We start from the raw sequence: 17,028 nt of genomic DNA on the forward strand, positions 1-17,028 counted from the left end.
GATGACCTCGGCGATTTTTATTCCTGAGTTGGGCCATCTGGCGATGATTCTGGCGCTGTGTTTTGCACTGGTGCAAGCCGTGGTGCCATTGATTGGCGCCTGGCGCGGTGACCGTTTCTGGATGAGTCTGGCCCAGCCGGCCGCGTGGGGGCAGTTTGCGTTTTTGCTGTTCGCGTTCGGCATTCTGACCTACGCATTCATGACTGATGACTTCTCTGTCGCCTATGTCGCCAACAACTCCAATACCGCGTTGCCGTGGTATTACAAATTCAGCGCGGTGTGGGGCGCCCATGAAGGGTCGTTGCTGCTGTGGGCCCTGATCCTCGGCGGCTGGACCTTTGCCGTGTCGGTGTTCTCGCGGCAGTTGCCGCAAGTCATGCTCGCTCGTGTACTGGCGGTGATGGGCATGATCAGCACCGGTTTCCTGCTGTTCCTGATCCTTACGTCCAACCCGTTCAAACGCATCCTGCCGCAAATGCCGAGCAATGGCGCTGACCTCAATCCACTGCTGCAAGACATCGGCCTGATCGTTCACCCGCCGATGTTGTACATGGGCTACGTCGGCTTTTCGGTGGCGTTCGCCTTCGCCATCGCCGCGTTGATGGGCGGTCGACTGGATGCCGCGTGGGCGCGCTGGTCGCGTCCTTGGACGATCGTCGCCTGGGCCTTCCTCGGCATCGGCATCACCCTCGGTTCGTGGTGGGCGTATTACGAACTCGGCTGGGGTGGCTGGTGGTTCTGGGACCCGGTGGAAAACGCTTCCTTTATGCCGTGGCTGGTCGGCACCGCGCTGATTCACTCGCTGGCGGTTACGGAAAAACGTGGCGTGTTCAAGAGCTGGACGGTATTGCTGGCGATTGCCGCGTTTTCGCTGAGCCTGCTCGGCACGTTCCTTGTGCGTTCCGGCGTGCTGACTTCGGTGCACGCGTTTGCCTCCGATCCTGAGCGCGGCGTGTTCATTCTGATCTTCCTGTTGTTTGTCGTCGGCGGCTCGCTGACGCTGTTTGCCCTGCGTGCGCCAGTGGTCAAGAGTCAGGTCGGCTTCAACCTGTGGTCGCGGGAAACCCTGCTGCTGGGCAACAACCTGGTATTGGTGGTGGCCGCGTCGATGATTCTGCTCGGCACACTGTACCCGCTGATTCTCGATGCCCTGAGCGGCGCGAAAATGTCGGTCGGCCCGCCGTACTTCAACGCGCTGTTCATTCCGTTGATGGCGTTGCTGATGATGGTGATGGCGGTCGGCGTGATCGTGCGCTGGAAAGACACCCCGGTGAAATGGCTGGCCAGCATGCTGACGCCAGTGCTGCTCGGCAGCGTCGCGCTGGCCGTGGTGGCCGGTGTCGCTTACGGCGATTTCAACTGGGCAGTGATCGCGACTTTCCTGCTGGCCGCGTGGGTGTTGCTCGCGGGCGTGCGCGACATCGTCGACAAGACTCGCCACAAAGGTTTGATCAAAGGCCTGCCGACCCTGACCCGCAGCTACTGGGGCATGCAGATCGCTCACCTCGGCATCGCCGTGTGCGCGCTGGGCGTGGTGTTGTCGAGCCAGAACAGTGCCGAACGCGATCTGCGTCTGGCCCCGGGCGAATCGATGGATTTGGCCGGTTATCACTTTGTCTTCGAAGGCGCCAAGCACTTCGAAGGGCCGAACTTCACTTCCGACAAAGGCACGATTCGGGTCATTCGTGACGGCAAGGAAGTCAGCGTGCTGCACCCGGAAAAACGTCTGTACACCGTGCAGAACTCGGTGATGACCGAAGCCGGCATCGACGCCGGTTTCACCCGTGACCTTTACGTCGCCCTCGGCGAACCGCTGGACAACGGCGCGTGGGCGGTGCGCGTGCATGTCAAACCGTTCGTGCGCTGGATCTGGTTCGGCGGCTTGCTCACTGGTTTCGGTGGATTGCTGGCGGCGCTGGATCGACGGTATCGAGTCAAGGTGAAAGCCAAGGTGCGCGAAGCGCTGGGCATGACGGGAGCGGCTGCATGAGACGTTGGTTGATGCTGGTGCCACTGGCGATTTTCCTGCTGGTGGCGGTGTTTCTTTATCGCGGTCTGTACCTCGATCCGGCGGAGTTGCCGTCGGCGATGATCAACAAGCCGTTCCCGGAGTTTTCCCTGCCGAACGTGCAGGGCGACAAGAACCTGACCAAGGCTGACATTCTCGGCAAACCGGCACTGGTCAACGTCTGGGGCACCTGGTGCATTTCCTGCCGGGTCGAGCATCCGGTGCTGAACAAACTCGCCGAGCGCGGCGTGGTGATCTACGGCATCAACTACAAGGACACCAACGCCGATGCCTTGAAGTGGCTGGCCGAGTTTCACAATCCCTATGTCTTGGACATCCGTGACGACGAAGGCTCGCTGGGCCTGAATCTCGGTGTCTATGGTGCGCCGGAAACTTTCTTCATCGACGCCAAGGGCATCATCCGCGACAAGTATGTCGGCGTGATCGACGAGCAGGTCTGGCGCGAAAAACTTGCGGCCAAGTATCAGGCGCTGGTCGATGAGGCCAAGCCATGAAGCGTTTTATGGCTGCGCTGGTATTGGGTTTGAGTCTGGTCGGTGTCGCGCATGCCGCCATCGACACCTACGAGTTCGCCAAAGAAGGCGACCGTGAGCGTTTTCGCGAGTTGACCAAAGAGCTGCGCTGCCCCAAGTGCCAGAACCAGGACATCGCTGACTCCAACGCGCCGATTGCTGCTGACCTGCGCAAAGAGATTTTCCGCATGCTCGGCGAGGGCAAGGACAACCAGCAGATCATCGACTTCATGGTTGATCGCTACGGTGATTTCGTCCGCTACAAACCGGCGCTCAATGCCAAGACCGCACTGTTGTGGTTCGGCCCGGCCGGGCTGCTGCTCGGCGGTGTTGTGGTGATCGCGGTGATCGTCCGCCGTCGTCGCGGTCAGCGCGCCGAGACTCCGCAAGCGCTGTCCAGTGAAGAGCGTCAGCGCCTCGACCAACTGTTGGATAAAAACCAAGAATGATTGATTTCTGGCTTGCCGCAGGGCTGTTGCTTCTGGTCGCCCTGAGTTTTCTGCTGATCCCGGTTTTGCGTGAGCGTCGCGCCCAGCGTGAAGAGGATCGTACTGCCCTGAACGTCGCGTTGTATCAGGAGCGCGTCGCCGAGTTGCAATCGCAGCAGGCTGAAGGCGTACTCGACGCTGCGCAAATGGACAGCGGTCGTGCCGAAGCTGCACGTGAGTTGCTGGCGGATACCGAAGGCGTCAGCGCGCCACGGGTTTCCCGACTGGGTAAACCGTTGCCGCTGTTGGCCGCTGTGCTGGTGCCGGTTTTGGGCCTGGGTCTGTATATGCACTTCGGCGCTGCCGACAAAGTCGAACTGACCCGCGAATTTGCCCAGGCACCGCAGTCGATGGAAGAGATGACCCAGCGTCTGGAGCGTGCTGTCGCGGCGCAACCGGATTCCGCTGAAGGCCTGTATTTCCTCGGCCGTACCTACATGGCGCAAGAGCGTCCGGCGGACGCGGCGAAGATGTTCGAACGCGCCGCCAATCTGGCCGGTCGTCAACCGGAGCTGCTCGGCCAGTGGGCGCAGGCGCAGTACTTTGCTGACGGCAAGAAATGGTCGGACAAGATTCAGGCGCTGACCGACGAAGCGCTGAAGGCGGATCCGAAAGAAGTCACCAGCCTTGGTTTGCTCGGTATCGCTGCGTTTGAAGGCGAGCGTTATCAGCAAGCCATCGATTACTGGAACCGCTTGCTGGCGCAACTGCCGCCGGAGGATAACTCCCGCGCCGCGCTGCAAAGCGGGATCAAACGTGCCGCCGAGCGTCTGGAAGCCAGTGGCGGCAAAGTCGCTCAGGCACCGGTAGCCGCAAAAGCCGCGCTGTTGAAAGTCAGCGTCGATCTGGCCAGCGAACTCAGAGGCAAAGTGCAACCGGGCGACAGCGTGTTCATCTTTGCTCGCGCCACCTCTGGCCCACCGGCGCCGCTGGCAGCCAAACGCCTGACCGTGGCCGATCTCCCGGTGACCGTTGAACTCGGCGATGCCGATGCAATGATGCCGCAGTTGAAACTGTCGAACTTCCCTGAAGTCCAACTGGTTGCGCGCATCTCCCGCGCCGGCCAACCGACTGCCGGCGAGTGGGTCGGTCGCAGCGGCCCTCTGGCCAGCAGCACCACTGCGCTACAAAAACTGACCATCGACAGCCCGGACAAATAGCCGGACACAACAGGAAAGCACCGCCATGCACACCATCGCCCGAATCACAGTCCTCACACTGGCCCTGGGCTTGAGTGCATGTGCGGTGCAACGACCGGAACCGACCACTAATCTGCCGCCAATCCCGCCGTCGCAGCCAAGCCCGACCCCATCGACCTCGCCGACCCCAGGCAAAAGCATCCCGGCGAAACCGGCCAAACCGGTGCCGCGCACCTCGGCCAGCTTCGCCCCACCACCGGGCGGCAACAGCCATTGGGATCAGAAACTCGGCGTCTATGTCCTCGACGACCAGACCAACACCTTCTACCGCCAGCGCACCTACTACCGCTGGAACAACGGCTGGAGCCGCTCGGTCAGCCCCAACGGCCCGTGGGAAGACACCAACATCCACGGCGTGCCACCGGGATTGGGCAAGCAGTTCGGGCAGTGAATGAAACGGCGATCCTCGGATCGCCGTTTTGCTGTCTGTCGTTTGCGCGTAGTGAACTCAAAGCATGGCGCGATACCCGCTGAGTGCCTGAACTGATTGCGTCAGCCCTTGGCGCTGCAACAGATTTAAAAACGATTCAATGTCCAGCGTGGGTGCTTTCAACTGTTTGCGCTGACGCTGTGCGGCCGCGACAACGGCTGCCGAATCCAGATGAAACAGGTTTTCGACGAACTCGTCCGGGTGTTGCGCCTCAATACCGAAAGGGGCGAGGTGTTTTTCAGGAAAATCTTTCAAATTAAACGTCACGATCACGCCAGCATTGCAACGAATCGCGGCTGCCAGAACATGGCGGTCATCCAGATCGGGCAATGACAATCCGCTGATCAAATCTTCATAGTCGTAGACCCAGGCATCGGGAATCGCCTGATCCATCAGCTCCGAGGTGCGATCCAATTGCTCGATTGTCAGGTCAATGCGGTTCTTCAACAGATTGCGTTTCCATTCGCCGTGAATCTCCTTTGTCCATCGTGCCCGAAATCGCCCTGAGAGGGCTAACCACATCAAAAAGTCTCTCAATGGGGCTGGGTACAAAACACATGCATCGTATACAGCAGTGAAAGAGGAATGCCTCACTCGTAACCTGTCCTTAACGCTTGTGCCTGCTCTGCGAGAAGCATCATTGCCTGCTCGCTGGCGCTGTCACGCCGGGTCTTATAATCCATCAGATCGGCAAAGCGCACACGTCGGTGCTTGCCGGTTTTGTGGTAGGAAATCTCGCCACTTTCCAGCAGTTTAATCATGTGCGGGCGTGAGACATTGAGCAGATCAGCGGCTTCCTGAGTGGTCAGTTCGGCGTGTACTGGCACGACTTTAACGGCGTTGCCCTCTGCCAGCGCTGCAAGAATGTCAGCAAGCAGGCGCAGGGCCGACGTTGGCAACTCGACACGATGAGCTTCGTTCTGCTCATCGAAGATCTGTATGTGCTGGGTTTCGAATTGGGTAGCGAGGTAAGCGGCCAAGGCACGCTGGCCCTCGATGGCGGCTTTGATCTCGCGCTCTACGGGGAGGGTGACCGGCGGATGAATAACAATCGACATGATGGTGTTCCAGCTTTCTGAAAAGACAATGTCGGGACGTTATTCGAATTAAACGAAAATCGCAATAAACGAAACTTTAGGCGTCAATGGTTGCTCACTAGAAGCCCGTGGACACACTCAACAATCGCCCTTGCCTTGGCACTCGCCATCCGCCCGTCGGAAACACCGCACACAAATCCTGATCCGGCAGCGTCCACCCCTACGGGGAGTCGTGTTGTTGATTAAAACGAGGCTTTACCGACCGAGGCGCCGCCATCGACGAACAATGTCTGCCCGGTGATGAAGCCGCTCTGTTATGAAGGTAGAAACCGCCATTGCCATAGCAATCTCTTCTGGTCTTCTATTATTCAGGGCTTTGGATGTGAGCCGCTAAGTGTGATCGGGTCCGGTTGCGATGCAATCAATCACATTCTGTAAAACAACCGGACGTCGCCTCCAGAATTTCTTTGCTTGAGCAAAGGTAACTCTAGAGTTATTTTTATGAGGCCAAGGCAAGGAGGCGGTTGGTGCAAAGCAGGCTATTGATCAAGGAGTTGGAGGAGGCGGGCTGGACGCTGGATCGGGTCACTGGCAGTCATCACATCTTCAGGCACCGATACAACCCGTACACCATTCCCGTTCCTCACCCGAAAAAGGATTTGCCACTGGGGACGGTCAAAAGCATCAGGAGGCGTGCCGGGTTGCACAACCCGCCAGCCAGTTATCAAGGAAATCCATAATGCAATATCCAATCTGCATTGAATGGGGTGACGAAAATACCGCCATCGGTATTCAGATCCCCGATATTCCCGGCGCAGTAACGGCAGGGGATAGCTTTGAAGATGCCTACAAGGCGGCGGTCGAAGTCGCCCACATCATGCTGCAGGAGATTGCGGCGGACGGGGAGTCGATTCCTATGCCGACTTCGGCATCCGCTCATCGTAGTAATCCGGACTTTGCCGACATGGGCTGGGGCATGCTCGAGCTGGACATTTCGCCCTATCTCGGCAAGACCGAGAAGGTCAACGTAACGCTGCCCGGTTATGTGATTCAGCGCATCGACCGTTATGTGCGCGAACACAACGTCAAAAGCCGCTCCTCCTTTCTGGCAGATGCGGCGATGGAGAAACTGGTTCGTTATTAAGCTTCATCGCTCCCCCAGGCTCAGTGAATAACCTGTGGGAGCGAACCTGCTCGCGAAGCTTTTGCCACCTTACGCCGTTGCCAATGAACTGCGCTGCGAAGCACTCAAAAACCGTAACAACGCCAGCAGCGGGAACGCACTCCCCACAATCACGATCCACAGCCAGCCGCCATGTTCATACACCGCACTGGCCACCGACGAACCGAATGCGCCACCGATAAAGATGCTGGTCATGTACAGCGCGTTCAGACGGCCACGGCTTTTCGCGTCCAGCGAATAGACCGCGCGTTGGCCGAGGACCATGTTCATCTGTACGCAGAAGTCGAGCACCACGCCGGTCACGGCCAGGCCGATGACGCTGTAGGCCGGGTGGATGAAGGCGGGCAGGAAGCTCAGGCTGGCGAACAGCATGGCCAGCAGCGAAGCGATGCGGGTGTGGCCGGCGTCGGCCAGGCGTCCGCTGATCGGCGCGGCGATGGCACCGATGGCGCCGACCAGGGCGAAGATGGCGATTTCGCTTTGCGACAGGCCATGGTTACGCGCCAGTTCCAGCGGCACCGCGGTCCAGAACAGGCTGAACGTGGCGAACATGCAGCCCTGATAAAACGCGCGCTGACGCAATACCGGTTGCTGGCGCAGCAGCGTCCACAGTGAGCCGATCAATTGGCCATAAGTAGCGCTGTGATCCGGTTGGCGCTTGGGTACGGTCAGCGCCAATACAACGCTGATCGCCGCCATTAATGCAGCCGCAATCATGAACATCGCGCGCCAGCCCAAGTGGTCGGCCACCACGCTCGACACCGGCCGCGCCAGCAGAATACCTAGCAGCAAGCCGCCCATGATCCCGCCGACCACACGACCGCGAGACTCTTCCGGTGCGAGATGCGCTGCCAGTGGAATCAGAATCTGTACCGACACCGAGCTAAAACCGACCAGCAACGAGATCAGCAGAAACACATTCGGCTGATCGGTAAACGCCGCCGCCAGCAGGCTGGCAATCGCTACCACCGTGGTGATGATCATCAATCGGCGGTTCTCCAGCAGATCACCCAGCGGCACGAGGAAAAACAGGCCCAGCGCATAACCGATCTGCGTCAGCGAGACGATGAAGCTGGCCATGGTGTCGCTCAGGCCAATGTCGGGCGCGATCAGGCCGATGATCGGCTGCGCGTAGTAGATGTTGGCAACGATGGCGCCGCAGCAGAAGGCGAACAGCAGCACCATGCCTCGGGTCATTGTGTGGGTTGTGGCGGTCATATCGTTTCTCGATCCAGCGAAAGGGATGCGGTGAGGCTAAGGATTAATCCGCAAGGGCAGAAGGCGCGGGCGGTTGATATCAGTTATTCCATTGCGGAATGACCTGGGGCTAACGGCGCGTCATTCATCGGCGGACTTTGCGTCCGGCCGTTGTGGGTCGATGATACATTCACTTACATCCTGTTCGATAGCGTGCTTATGTTTCATCGGCTTGTTCAACATTCATGACCGGAGGATTGCAATGAAGCTTCGTCTTATCGCAACGATTGTCCTGACTAGCCTGCTCGGCGCGACGAGCGTGCAGGCCGCCGACGCACCGGGGATGCGCATGGGTGTGCGCGGCGAGATCACTGGGGTCAGCGCCGACACCTTGAAAGTCCACGTCAACAGCGGCGAGAACGTGGTGATCCAGTTGACTGGCGACACCAAGGTTCGCGCGGTCACCCTGGCCAATATCGAAGACATCAAACCTGGCAGCTACATCGGTTCGGCGGCGATACCGCAGGAGGATGGCACGCTCAAGGCGCTGGAGGTGCATGTGTTCCCGCCGGAACTGGCGGGCAGTGGCGACGGGCATCGACCGCTCGATCTGGCCAAGGGCAGCAGCATGACCAATGGCAGCGTCGGCGATCTGGTGGTGAGCAATGGGCGGGTGTTGACGGTGAACTACAAGGGCGGGCAGCAGAAGATTCTGGTGCCGGAGGATGTGCCGATTGTGAATTTGGTGCCGGGGGATCGGAGCTTGCTGAAGGTTGGGGTGAAGATCGTTACGTTCGTCACGCAGAGTGCGGATGGCACGCTGACGGCGCAATCGATTTCCGCCGGCAAGGATGGCGTCACTCCGCCGATGTAAAAGCCCCTCACCCTAACCCTCTCCCGGAGGGAGAGGGGACTGATTGGGGGATGCTTGAGAGGTACACCGACCTGAACGTGCTTCAGTGAATCCATAATCGACGCAATCTTTCAGGTCGATGTTTGACCCGAGACATCTCGGTCGGCTCCCTCTCCCTCCGGGAGAGGGCTGGGGTGAGGGTATTGCGGCCACAAAAAAAGGCGACCTCAGTGGATCGCCTTTTTCATACCAGCCTAAACCTTACTGCCCGCTATAAATCTGATCGAAAACCCCACCATCATTAAAGTGCGTCTTCTGCACCGTGCGCCAGTCACCAAAGGTCTTCTCCACCGAGAGGAAATCAACTTTCGGGAAACGGTCGGTGTACTTCGCCAACACCGCCGGATCACGCGGACGCAGGTAGTTTGCCGCCGCAATCTCCTGACCTTGCGGCGACCACAGGTACTTCAGGTACTCATCCGCCGCCGCACGTGAACCCTTCTTGTCGACCACTTTGTCGACCACAGAAACTGGTGGCTCAGCCTCAGCCGAAACACTTGGGTAGACGACTTCAAACTGATCACGACCAAACTCGCGGGCAATCATTTCCGCTTCGTTTTCGAAGGTCACCAGCACGTCGCCGATCTGGTTGGTCATGAACGTGGTGGTTGCGGCGCGGCCACCGGTATCCAGCACCGGCGCTTGCTTGAACAATTTGCCGACGAAGTCCTTGGCCTTGCTTTCATCGCCACCGTTCTTCAGCACATAACCCCAGGCCGACAGATAGGTGTAGCGGCCATTACCCGAGGTTTTCGGGTTGGGCACGATCACTTGCACGCCATCCTTGAGCAGATCCGGCCAGTCTTTCAAGGCTTTCGGGTTGCCTTTGCGGACGATGAACACCGTGGCCGAGGTGAACGGCGCGCTGTTGTTCGGCAGACGGGTGACCCAGTTCTCCGGCACCAGTTTGCCGTTGTCGGCGAGGGCGTTGATGTCGGTGGCCATGTTCATGGTGATGACGTCGGCCGGCAGGCCGTCGATCACCGAGCGCGCTTGCTTGCTCGAACCGCCGAAGGACATCTGCACGGTGATGTTTTCGTTGTGTTCGGCTTGCCAGTGTTTCTGGAACGCAGTGTTGTAGTCCTTGTAGAAATCGCGCATCACGTCGTAGGAAACGTTAAGCAGCGTCGGGGCTGCCTGAGCGATGTTGGCCAAGGCCAGACCGGCGGCGAGAAGTGAGGCGCCAAAGAGTTTTTTCACTGCGCATTCCTTGTTTTATCTGTGTAGGAGCAGGGGGTGATGTTCAATTGCCACTGACTATAACGGGGCGCGCATAGTCGTTTAAAGATTAAAAAGCTCTTTGCTTATTCCAGTTTCTTGAACAGTGCATTGCCACACCGCGAGCAAAACGCCGCGCCATGTTCATGGCTGTTTTTCTTGCACACCGGGCAGTCGTGTTGCAGCTGTTCACCGCGCATGGCGTTGGCCAGTTCGGCGGTGAAAATCCCCGTCGGCACGGCGATGATCGAGTAACCGGTGATCATCACCAGCGATGAAATTACCTGGCCCAGCGGGGTCTTCGGCACGATGTCGCCGAAACCCACGGTGGTCAACGTGACGATCGCCCAATAGATGCCTTTGGGGATGCTGGTGAAACCGTGTTCCGGGCCTTCGATGACGTACATCAAGGTGCCGAATACCGTCACCAGCGTGCAGACGCTGACCAAAAACACGACGATCTTCTGCTTGCTGCCGCGCAGCGCCGACATCAAATAATTGGCTTGCTTGAGGTACGGGCTGAGCTTGAGCACGCGGAAGATCCGCAACATCCGAATGATCCGGATAATCAGCAGGTACTGCGCATCGCTGTAATACAGGGCGAGGATGCCCGGCACGATCGCCAGCAAATCCACCAGCCCGTAAAAGCTGAAGGCGTAGCGCAACGGCTTGGGCGAGCAGTACAGACGCAGGATGTACTCGCCGAGAAAGATGATCGTGAAGCCCCACTCGATGTAGGCCAGCACATCGGCGTAGTTCTGGTGGATGCTGTCGATACTGTCGAGCATCACGATCACCAGACTGGCGAGGATGATCAACAGCAGAATGCCGTCGAAGCGACGCCCGGCGCGGGTGTCGCTCTGGAAAATCATCACGTAAAGCCGTTCGCGCCAATCGTTGCTGCTGTCCATGGATAACGCCTGAATCGAAGATCAGCGCAGCCTAGGTTGATTCTCCCCATGAGCGCAAGGCGCACGCTCGACGACGGCTTTGCCAAGCATCTGAATCCCGGCGCGGATCAGCCAGCCAGCGAGGATGAACGGCGCGGTCAGAGTAGCGAGGCCGACGGCGGCAAACAGTGGCGTGACCAGCAGCGCCAGCACGATACCGAGCAGCGGTAGCCATGGTTGTTGGCGTTGCGTGCTGAAGGCGAGGGCGGCGAGCACGGCGTTGTAGCTGCCGAGACCGAGCAAAGCGGCGCTGGTTTCGTGATGCAACAGGCTCGAACCAAGGCCGATCGCCGAGGCGAGCATTGCCCAGCAAAACACCCGGCGATCAGCGATCAGCAAACCGATGGCGATCAATGCGCCGGCCAGTGGATGACCAAGGAACATCACTTGGCCCAAACCGCGCAATTCGGCGGCAAGCACGTTCAGCGTGTTCATCTCGATGTGCGCCATCGGCGCCGAAGGTTCGGCAAACAGCAGCAATACCCAGCTCATGGCCACGAACGGCGAGGTATAGGCCGGAATCGATCGGCTGCTGTACACGTATTTAAGCCACTGCTGCGTGATCATCGCGCTCAGGCCGCCAGCGGCGAGAATCAGCGGTGGCAGCAGCGGCGACCAAGGGAAATAAAGGCTCAGCAACAGGCCAAGCAAGATGCCGTTGTAGCTGAACAGTCCGGCCTGACGATCAGCCTTGGCGTAGTTGCGTCGTTGCGCGGTGAGCAATCCGGCAACGGCACCGAGCAGCGCACCGGCGAACAGCACCGGCGCGGTCAGCAGGATCGCCAGCAGGCACAGCAGGCCGCACAGCGGATGGCGCTGGAGGAATATCTGACTGAAACCGTTGAGCAAAGCCTCGGCCCAGTCGGGGCAGTGGGTGTTGAAATGATTGGCAGGCATGGGCAGTTCTGAAAGTCAGTGAAACCGAGTCGCCTGCTTCGCGAGCAAGCTCGCTCCCACACTGAATCTCTGTTCAGTCATTGAGTTTGTGATTCACACAAATTAACTGTGGGAGCGAGCTTGCTCGCGAAGAGGCCAGTAAAAACGATGAATCTCTTTGTCATAGGAACTCTGTGTCCAGAGGATTTGCCCCCCTCGCCACAGGTTGTGTCGCTGTCTTTAGATCAACGTTTCGATCCGCAGCGAGTTAGTCGATCCAGGCTGGCCGAACGGCACACCGGCAGTGATCAGCAGCGTGTCACCACGCTCGGCCATGCCTTGGGCCTGGGCGATTTCCAGCGCGGTCGAGCAGACTTCGTCGACCTGACGCAGGCGATCGTTGACCACCGAGTGAATGCCCCATGCCACGCTCAAACGCCGTGCGGTCTGCAGGTTCGGCGTCAGGTTGAGGATCGGCGCTTTCGGCCGTTCCCGCGCTGCACGCAAACTCGAGGTGCCCGATTCGCTGTAGTTGACCAGCACCGCCACCGGCAGCACGTTGCTGATACGACGGATCGCGCAGCTGATCGCATCGGAAACAGTCGCTTCAGCCTTCGGCCGACTGACGTCGAGCTGCGTCTGATAATCCGGGCCGTTCTCCACCTGACGAATGATCTTGCTCATCATCTGCACGGCTTCCAGCGGGTACTCGCCGGACGCAGTTTCCGCCGACAGCATCACCGCATCGGCACCTTCGGCCACGGCGTTGGCAACGTCCGTTACCTCGGCGCGGGTCGGGGCAGGGGAGAAGCGCATCGATTCCAGCATCTGCGTCGCCACCACCACCGGTTTACCCAGTTCGCGGCAAGTGGTGATGATGTTCTTCTGAATCTGCGGCACGCTTTCCGCCGGCACTTCGACGCCGAGGTCACCGCGAGCGACCATGATCGCGTCGCTCAATTCAGCGATTTCGCGCAACTGTTCAACAGCGGAAGGCTTCTCGATTTTCGCCATCAGAAAGGCTTTGTCGCCGATCAGTTCGCGCGCTTCGATGATGTCTTGCGGTCGCTGCACAAACGACAGCGCGACCCAATCCACACCCAGTTCCAGCCCGAAGCTCAGGTCGCGGCGATCCTTGGCGGTCAGCGGGCTGAGGTCGAGCACCGCTTGCGGCACGTTGACGCCTTTGCGATCCGACAGTTCGCCACCGTTGAGCACGGTGGTGTCGATCGCGTCAGCGTATTTGCTGACCACGCGCAGACGCAGCTTGCCGTCGTCGAGCAGCAGGTCCATGCCCGCTTCCAGTGCGGCGATGATTTCTGGATGCGGCAGATTTACCCGGCGTTCATCGCCCGGCGTCGCGTCCAGATCCAGACGGAACGCCTGCCCACGATGCAGTTGCACCTTGCCGTCGGCGAACTTGCCGACGCGCAGTTTCGGCCCCTGCAAGTCCATCAGAATGCCCAGTGGGTAGTTGAGCTGGCGCTCGACTTCGCGGATCCACTGATAGCGTTTGGCGTGGTCGGCGTGATCGCCGTGGCTGAAGTTCAGGCGGAAGATATTCACCCCGGCCTCGACCAGTTCACGGATGTCTTCGATGCCATCGACAGCTGGCCCGAGGGTGGCGAGGATTTTGACCTTTTTATCAGGCGTCATGATTTGCAGCTCTCAAGGATCAGAATGGCGCGGAAGTCGTTGACGTTGGTGCGGGTCGGCTCGGTGACGATCAGCGCATCGAGCGCCGCGAAATAGCCGTAGCCGTTGTTGTTATCCAGCTCGTCGCTGGCGCTCAGGCCAAGGGCGGTGGCGCGGGCGTAGCTGTCCGGGGTCATGATCGCGCCGGCGTTGTCTTCCGAGCCGTCGATGCCGTCGGTGTCACCGGCCAAGGCGTAAACGCCGGGCTGGCCTTTGAGGTTCTCGGTCAGGCTCAAGAGGAATTCGGCGTTGCGACCACCACGGCCATTGCCGCGCACGGTCACAGTGGTTTCGCCGCCGGAGAGAATCACGCACGGCGCTGCCAATGGCTGACCATGATTGATGATCTGGCGGGCGATGCCGGCGTGGACTTTTGCCACTTCGCGCGACTCACCTTCGAGGTCGCCGAGGATCAGCGTGCTGAAACCGGCCTGGCGGCATTTCACCGCCGCCGCATCCAGCGATTGCTGCGGGCGGGCGATCAACTGGAAGTGGCTGCGCGCCAGACTCGGATCGCCGGGTTTGACGGTTTCCGACTCAGGGCTTTGCAGCCAGTTGCGTACGGAAGCGGGGATCTCGATGCCGTAGCGTTTGATGATCGCCAACGCTTCAGCGGAAGTGCTTGGGTCGGCCACGGTCGGCCCGGACGCGATGACCGTGGCGAGGTCGCCCGGTACATCGGAAATCGCGTAGGTATAAACAGTGGCAGGCCAGCAGGCTTTGCCGAGGCGGCCGCCCTTGATCGCCGAGAGGTGCTTGCGCACGCAGTTCATCTCGCCGATGGTCGCGCCGGATTTGAGCAGGGCTTTGTTGATCGACTGCTTGTCGGCGAGGGTGATGCCTTCAGCCGGCAATGCGAGCAGGGCCGAGCCGCCACCGGAGAGCAGGAAGATCACGCGGTCGTCTTCAGTCAGGTTGCTGACCAGTTCGAGCACGCGTTTGGCTACGGCCAGACCGGCAGCGTCCGGCACCGGATGCGCGGCTTCGACCACTTCGATTTTTTCGCACGGGGCGCCGTGACCGTAACGGGTCACAACCAGGCCAGACACTTCACCTTCCCAGCAGCGCTCGACCACTTGCGCCATTGCGGCGGCGGCTTTGCCGGCGCCGATGACGATCACCCGACCGCTACGGTCGGCAGGCAGATGGGCTTCGAGGACCTGGTTCGGATGGGCCGCGTCGATGGCTGTGGCAAACAGCTCGCGCAGCAGTTGTTGCGGATCGACCGACATGGCGGGCTCCCGGAATTCTTGTTATTCGAAAGGGCAACTCGGAACCCTTGTGGGAGCGAGCCTGCTCGCGAAGGCGGTGTGTCAGCCAACATGGATGTTGAATGTGCAACCGCTTTCGCGAGCAGGCTCGCTCCCACAGGGTTTGCGTAGGCTTTACTTGTTGTCGCGAATCGAGAAGTTGGCCATGTGTTCCAGACCTTTGATCAGCGCCGAGTGGTCCCAGTTGCTGCCACCGATCGCTGCGCAGGTGCTGAACACTTGCTGGGCGTTGGCGGTGTTCGGCAGATTGATGTTCAGCTCCTTGGCGCCTTGCAGGGCCAGGTTCAGGTCCTTCTGGTGCAGGCTGATGCGGAAGCCTGGATCGAAAGTGCCTTTGATCATGCGCTCGCCGTGCACTTCAAGGATCTTGGAGGACGCGAAACCGCCCATCAGTGCTTCACGCACCTTGGCTGGATCGGCACCATTTTTCGAGGCGAACAGCAGGGCTTCAGCGACAGCCTGAATGTTCAGGGCGACGATGATCTGGTTGGCAACTTTGGCGGTCTGACCGTCGCCATTGCCACCGACCAGGGTGATGTTTTTGCCCATGGCCTGGAACAGCGGCAGTGCGCGTTCGAAGGCATCGGCGTCGCCACCGATCATGATGCTCAGGGTTGCGGCTTTAGCGCCGACTTCACCGCCGGAAACCGGTGCGTCGAGGTACTGCGCGCCTTTCTCGTTGATCTTCGCCGCGAACGCTTTGGTGGCAGTCGGCGAAATCGAGCTCATGTCGATAACGATTTTGCCTTTGCTCAGGCCGGCTGCAACGCCGTCGGCGCGGAACAGTACGTCGTCGACCTGCGGGGTGTCCGGGACCATGACGATGATGAATTCAGCTTCCTGCGCGACTTCGCGCGGGTTGGCCAGGGCAACGGCGCCAGCGGCCACCAGATCGGCAGGGGCAGCGTCGTGGTGCGCCGACAGGAACAGGCTGTGACCGGCTTTCTGCAGGTTCGAAGCCATTGGGTGGCCCATGATGCCGGTGCCGATAAATCCGATTTTAGCCATGAGAAAATCCTCTTGTTTTTGTCTTGCTCAAGCAAATAGGGGAGCTGCTCTGTGTGGGAGTGAGCTTGCTCACGAATGCGGTGGAATATTCAATATCCGTGTTGACTGAACCACCGCATTCGCGAGCAAGCTCGCTCCCACAGGGTTTTTGCAGTGTTCTTAAATTGCGTTGTGGCTTTTCAGCCAGCCCAGACCTGCTTCGGTGGTGGTTAGCGGCTTGTATTCACAGCCAACCCAACCCTGATAACCGATGCGATCGAGGTGTTCGAACAGGAACCGGTAGTTGATTTCACCCGTGCCCGGCTCGTTGCGTCCTGGGTTGTCCGCGAGCTGCACATGGTTGATCTCGCCCTGGTGCGATTGCAGCGTGCGGGCCAGATCGCCTTCCATGATTTGCATGTGATAGATGTCGTATTGCAGGAACAGATTGGCGCTGCCGACCTGCTCGCGAATCGACAGGGCCTGCGCCGTGTTGTTCAGGTAGAAGCCCGGGATGTCGCGGGTGTTGATCGCTTCCATCACCAGTTTGATGCCCACTGCCTGCAGCTTGTCGGCGGCGTATTTCAGGTTGGCGACGAAGGTCTTTTCTACCGTGGCATCGTCAACGCCTTGCGGGCGGATACCGGCCAGGCAGTTGACCTGGGTGTTGCCCAGCACTTGTGCGTAAGCGATCGCCAGATCGACACCGGCGCGGAACTCTTCGACCCGATCCGGCAGGCACGCGATACCGCGCTCGCCCTTGGCCCAGTCACCGGCCGGCAGGTTGAACAGCACTTGGGTCAGACCGTTGGCGTCGAGCCTGGCCTTGATTTCGGCGGAGCTGAAGTCGTACGGGAACAGGTACTCGACACCGCTGAAACCGGCCTTGGCGGCGGCGTCGAAACGGGCAAGGAAATCCTGTTCGGTGAACAGCATGGACAGGTTGGCTGCGAAACGCGGCATGGTGGTCTCCTAAAAACGGATGTGACACGGTTGGTCAGACTGAACGCGATCAAGTCCCCTCTCCTGGGGGAGAGGGTTAG

The 17,028-nt window shown here is 59.5% G+C and carries 18 protein-coding genes; 8 read left to right on the forward strand and 10 right to left on the reverse strand.

What is annotated here, in order from left to right; genetic code table 11:
- Position 1 precedes the first annotated feature (1 nt).
- Genes ACRRSD_RS23375 through ACRRSD_RS23395 form a run of 5 tightly spaced genes read left to right on the forward strand, consistent with a single transcriptional unit; the run spans position 2 to position 4,619 of the window.
- Positions 2-1,990: a heme lyase CcmF/NrfE family subunit gene (locus ACRRSD_RS23375; protein WP_435035587.1), complete on the forward strand. Its 1,989-nt coding sequence runs from the start codon at positions 2-4 to the stop codon at positions 1,988-1,990.
- Positions 1,987-2,523, forward strand: a complete 537-nt coding sequence (locus tag ACRRSD_RS23380; RefSeq protein ID WP_158830022.1) for a DsbE family thiol:disulfide interchange protein — start codon at positions 1,987-1,989, stop codon at positions 2,521-2,523. The genes ACRRSD_RS23375 and ACRRSD_RS23380 overlap by 4 nt, the downstream gene beginning before the upstream one ends.
- Positions 2,520-2,990: a cytochrome c-type biogenesis protein gene (locus ACRRSD_RS23385; protein WP_160038807.1), complete on the forward strand. Its 471-nt coding sequence runs from the start codon at positions 2,520-2,522 to the stop codon at positions 2,988-2,990. Before ACRRSD_RS23380 ends, ACRRSD_RS23385 begins: the two co-directional genes overlap by 4 nt.
- Positions 2,987-4,189, forward strand: a complete 1,203-nt coding sequence (gene ccmI / locus ACRRSD_RS23390; RefSeq protein ID WP_435035589.1) for a c-type cytochrome biogenesis protein CcmI — start codon at positions 2,987-2,989, stop codon at positions 4,187-4,189. Before ACRRSD_RS23385 ends, ccmI begins: the two co-directional genes overlap by 4 nt.
- Before the next feature lie 25 nt (positions 4,190-4,214).
- A complete protein-coding gene (locus ACRRSD_RS23395) occupies positions 4,215-4,619 on the forward strand; it encodes a hypothetical protein (RefSeq protein WP_016987493.1) in 405 nt (134 codons plus the stop codon).
- Positions 4,620-4,676: 57 nt separating this feature from the next.
- Here ACRRSD_RS23395 and ACRRSD_RS23400 read toward each other — a convergent pair whose 3' ends face one another.
- Together ACRRSD_RS23400 and ACRRSD_RS23405 are read right to left on the reverse strand one after the other, a co-directional pair.
- A complete protein-coding gene (locus tag ACRRSD_RS23400; protein WP_435035591.1) occupies positions 4,677-5,252 on the reverse strand; it encodes a PIN domain-containing protein in 576 nt (191 codons plus the stop codon).
- Positions 5,249-5,716: a helix-turn-helix domain-containing protein gene (locus ACRRSD_RS23405; RefSeq protein ID WP_016987495.1), complete on the reverse strand. Its 468-nt coding sequence runs from the start codon at positions 5,714-5,716 to the stop codon at positions 5,249-5,251. Before ACRRSD_RS23405 ends, ACRRSD_RS23400 begins: the two co-directional genes overlap by 4 nt.
- Positions 5,717-6,222: 506 nt before the next feature.
- Between ACRRSD_RS23405 and ACRRSD_RS23410 the strand changes: the two genes are divergently transcribed.
- Together ACRRSD_RS23410 and ACRRSD_RS23415 are read left to right on the forward strand one after the other, a co-directional pair.
- Positions 6,223-6,435, forward strand: a complete 213-nt coding sequence (locus ACRRSD_RS23410; RefSeq protein ID WP_435035593.1) for a type II toxin-antitoxin system HicA family toxin — start codon at positions 6,223-6,225, stop codon at positions 6,433-6,435.
- On the forward strand, positions 6,435-6,839 hold the full coding sequence (locus tag ACRRSD_RS23415; protein WP_064390887.1) for a type II toxin-antitoxin system HicB family antitoxin: 405 nt from the start codon (positions 6,435-6,437) through the stop codon (positions 6,837-6,839). The genes ACRRSD_RS23410 and ACRRSD_RS23415 overlap by 1 nt, the downstream gene beginning before the upstream one ends.
- 69 nt (positions 6,840-6,908) lie before the next feature.
- On the opposite strand, the gene ACRRSD_RS23420 is transcribed toward ACRRSD_RS23415, so the two are convergent.
- Positions 6,909-8,096 carry an MFS transporter gene (locus ACRRSD_RS23420; RefSeq protein WP_435035594.1) on the reverse strand — a complete coding sequence of 396 codons (1,188 nt, stop codon included), beginning with the start codon at positions 8,094-8,096 and terminating at the stop codon, positions 6,909-6,911.
- A gap of 241 nt (positions 8,097-8,337) precedes the next feature.
- Between ACRRSD_RS23420 and ACRRSD_RS23425 the strand changes: the two genes are divergently transcribed.
- A complete protein-coding gene (locus ACRRSD_RS23425) occupies positions 8,338-8,949 on the forward strand; it encodes a hypothetical protein (protein WP_435035596.1) in 612 nt (203 codons plus the stop codon).
- 240 nt (positions 8,950-9,189) lie between these two features.
- Here ACRRSD_RS23425 and ACRRSD_RS23430 read toward each other — a convergent pair whose 3' ends face one another.
- The 7 genes from ACRRSD_RS23430 to hyi form a co-directional block, all read right to left on the reverse strand.
- Positions 9,190-10,188: a sulfate ABC transporter substrate-binding protein gene (locus ACRRSD_RS23430; RefSeq protein ID WP_435035597.1), complete on the reverse strand. Its 999-nt coding sequence runs from the start codon at positions 10,186-10,188 to the stop codon at positions 9,190-9,192.
- Between the two features lie 104 nt (positions 10,189-10,292).
- A complete protein-coding gene (locus tag ACRRSD_RS23435; RefSeq protein WP_122844877.1) occupies positions 10,293-11,117 on the reverse strand; it encodes an ion transporter in 825 nt (274 codons plus the stop codon).
- Positions 11,118-11,138: 21 nt separating this feature from the next.
- The gene (locus ACRRSD_RS23440; RefSeq protein ID WP_435035599.1) at positions 11,139-12,053 is read right to left on the reverse strand and encodes an urea transporter; all 915 of its coding nucleotides are present in this window, start codon (positions 12,051-12,053) and stop codon (positions 11,139-11,141) included.
- A 219-nt stretch (positions 12,054-12,272) separates the two neighbouring features.
- A complete protein-coding gene (gene pyk, locus ACRRSD_RS23445) occupies positions 12,273-13,688 on the reverse strand; it encodes a pyruvate kinase (RefSeq protein WP_435035601.1) in 1,416 nt (471 codons plus the stop codon).
- Positions 13,685-14,959 carry a glycerate kinase type-2 family protein gene (locus ACRRSD_RS23450; protein ID WP_435035602.1) on the reverse strand — a complete coding sequence of 425 codons (1,275 nt, stop codon included), beginning with the start codon at positions 14,957-14,959 and terminating at the stop codon, positions 13,685-13,687. The genes pyk and ACRRSD_RS23450 overlap by 4 nt, the downstream gene beginning before the upstream one ends.
- A 153-nt stretch (positions 14,960-15,112) precedes the next feature.
- Positions 15,113-16,006: a 2-hydroxy-3-oxopropionate reductase gene (locus tag ACRRSD_RS23455; RefSeq protein ID WP_007919937.1), complete on the reverse strand. Its 894-nt coding sequence runs from the start codon at positions 16,004-16,006 to the stop codon at positions 15,113-15,115.
- 159 nt (positions 16,007-16,165) lie between these two features.
- Positions 16,166-16,948: a hydroxypyruvate isomerase gene (gene hyi, locus ACRRSD_RS23460; RefSeq protein ID WP_435035604.1), complete on the reverse strand. Its 783-nt coding sequence runs from the start codon at positions 16,946-16,948 to the stop codon at positions 16,166-16,168.
- Positions 16,949-17,028: the final 80 nt, after the last annotated feature.

Origin of the sequence: Pseudomonas neuropathica (assembly GCF_051174785.1) — a bacterium.
Taxonomy (GTDB): Bacteria; Pseudomonadota; Gammaproteobacteria; order Pseudomonadales; family Pseudomonadaceae; genus Aquipseudomonas; species Aquipseudomonas neuropathica_A.

Coding starts and splice junctions, on each gene's coding strand:
- ACRRSD_RS23375 (WP_435035587.1), top strand. CDS start 2: ATGACCTCGGCGATTTTTATTCCTGAGTTGGGCCATCTGGCGATGATT.
- ACRRSD_RS23420 (WP_435035594.1), bottom strand. CDS start 8,096: ATGACCGCCACAACCCACACAATGACCCGAGGCATGGTGCTGCTGTTC.
- ccmI (WP_435035589.1), top strand. CDS start 2,987: ATGATTGATTTCTGGCTTGCCGCAGGGCTGTTGCTTCTGGTCGCCCTG.
- pyk (WP_435035601.1), bottom strand. CDS start 13,688: ATGACGCCTGATAAAAAGGTCAAAATCCTCGCCACCCTCGGGCCAGCT.
- ACRRSD_RS23415 (WP_064390887.1), top strand. CDS start 6,435: ATGCAATATCCAATCTGCATTGAATGGGGTGACGAAAATACCGCCATC.
- ACRRSD_RS23395 (WP_016987493.1), top strand. CDS start 4,215: ATGCACACCATCGCCCGAATCACAGTCCTCACACTGGCCCTGGGCTTG.
- ACRRSD_RS23405 (WP_016987495.1), bottom strand. CDS start 5,716: ATGTCGATTGTTATTCATCCGCCGGTCACCCTCCCCGTAGAGCGCGAG.
- ACRRSD_RS23435 (WP_122844877.1), bottom strand. CDS start 11,117: ATGGACAGCAGCAACGATTGGCGCGAACGGCTTTACGTGATGATTTTC.
- ACRRSD_RS23450 (WP_435035602.1), bottom strand. CDS start 14,959: ATGTCGGTCGATCCGCAACAACTGCTGCGCGAGCTGTTTGCCACAGCC.
- ACRRSD_RS23440 (WP_435035599.1), bottom strand. CDS start 12,053: ATGCCTGCCAATCATTTCAACACCCACTGCCCCGACTGGGCCGAGGCT.
- ACRRSD_RS23380 (WP_158830022.1), top strand. CDS start 1,987: ATGAGACGTTGGTTGATGCTGGTGCCACTGGCGATTTTCCTGCTGGTG.
- ACRRSD_RS23385 (WP_160038807.1), top strand. CDS start 2,520: ATGAAGCGTTTTATGGCTGCGCTGGTATTGGGTTTGAGTCTGGTCGGT.
- ACRRSD_RS23425 (WP_435035596.1), top strand. CDS start 8,338: ATGAAGCTTCGTCTTATCGCAACGATTGTCCTGACTAGCCTGCTCGGC.
- hyi (WP_435035604.1), bottom strand. CDS start 16,948: ATGCCGCGTTTCGCAGCCAACCTGTCCATGCTGTTCACCGAACAGGAT.
- ACRRSD_RS23455 (WP_007919937.1), bottom strand. CDS start 16,006: ATGGCTAAAATCGGATTTATCGGCACCGGCATCATGGGCCACCCAATG.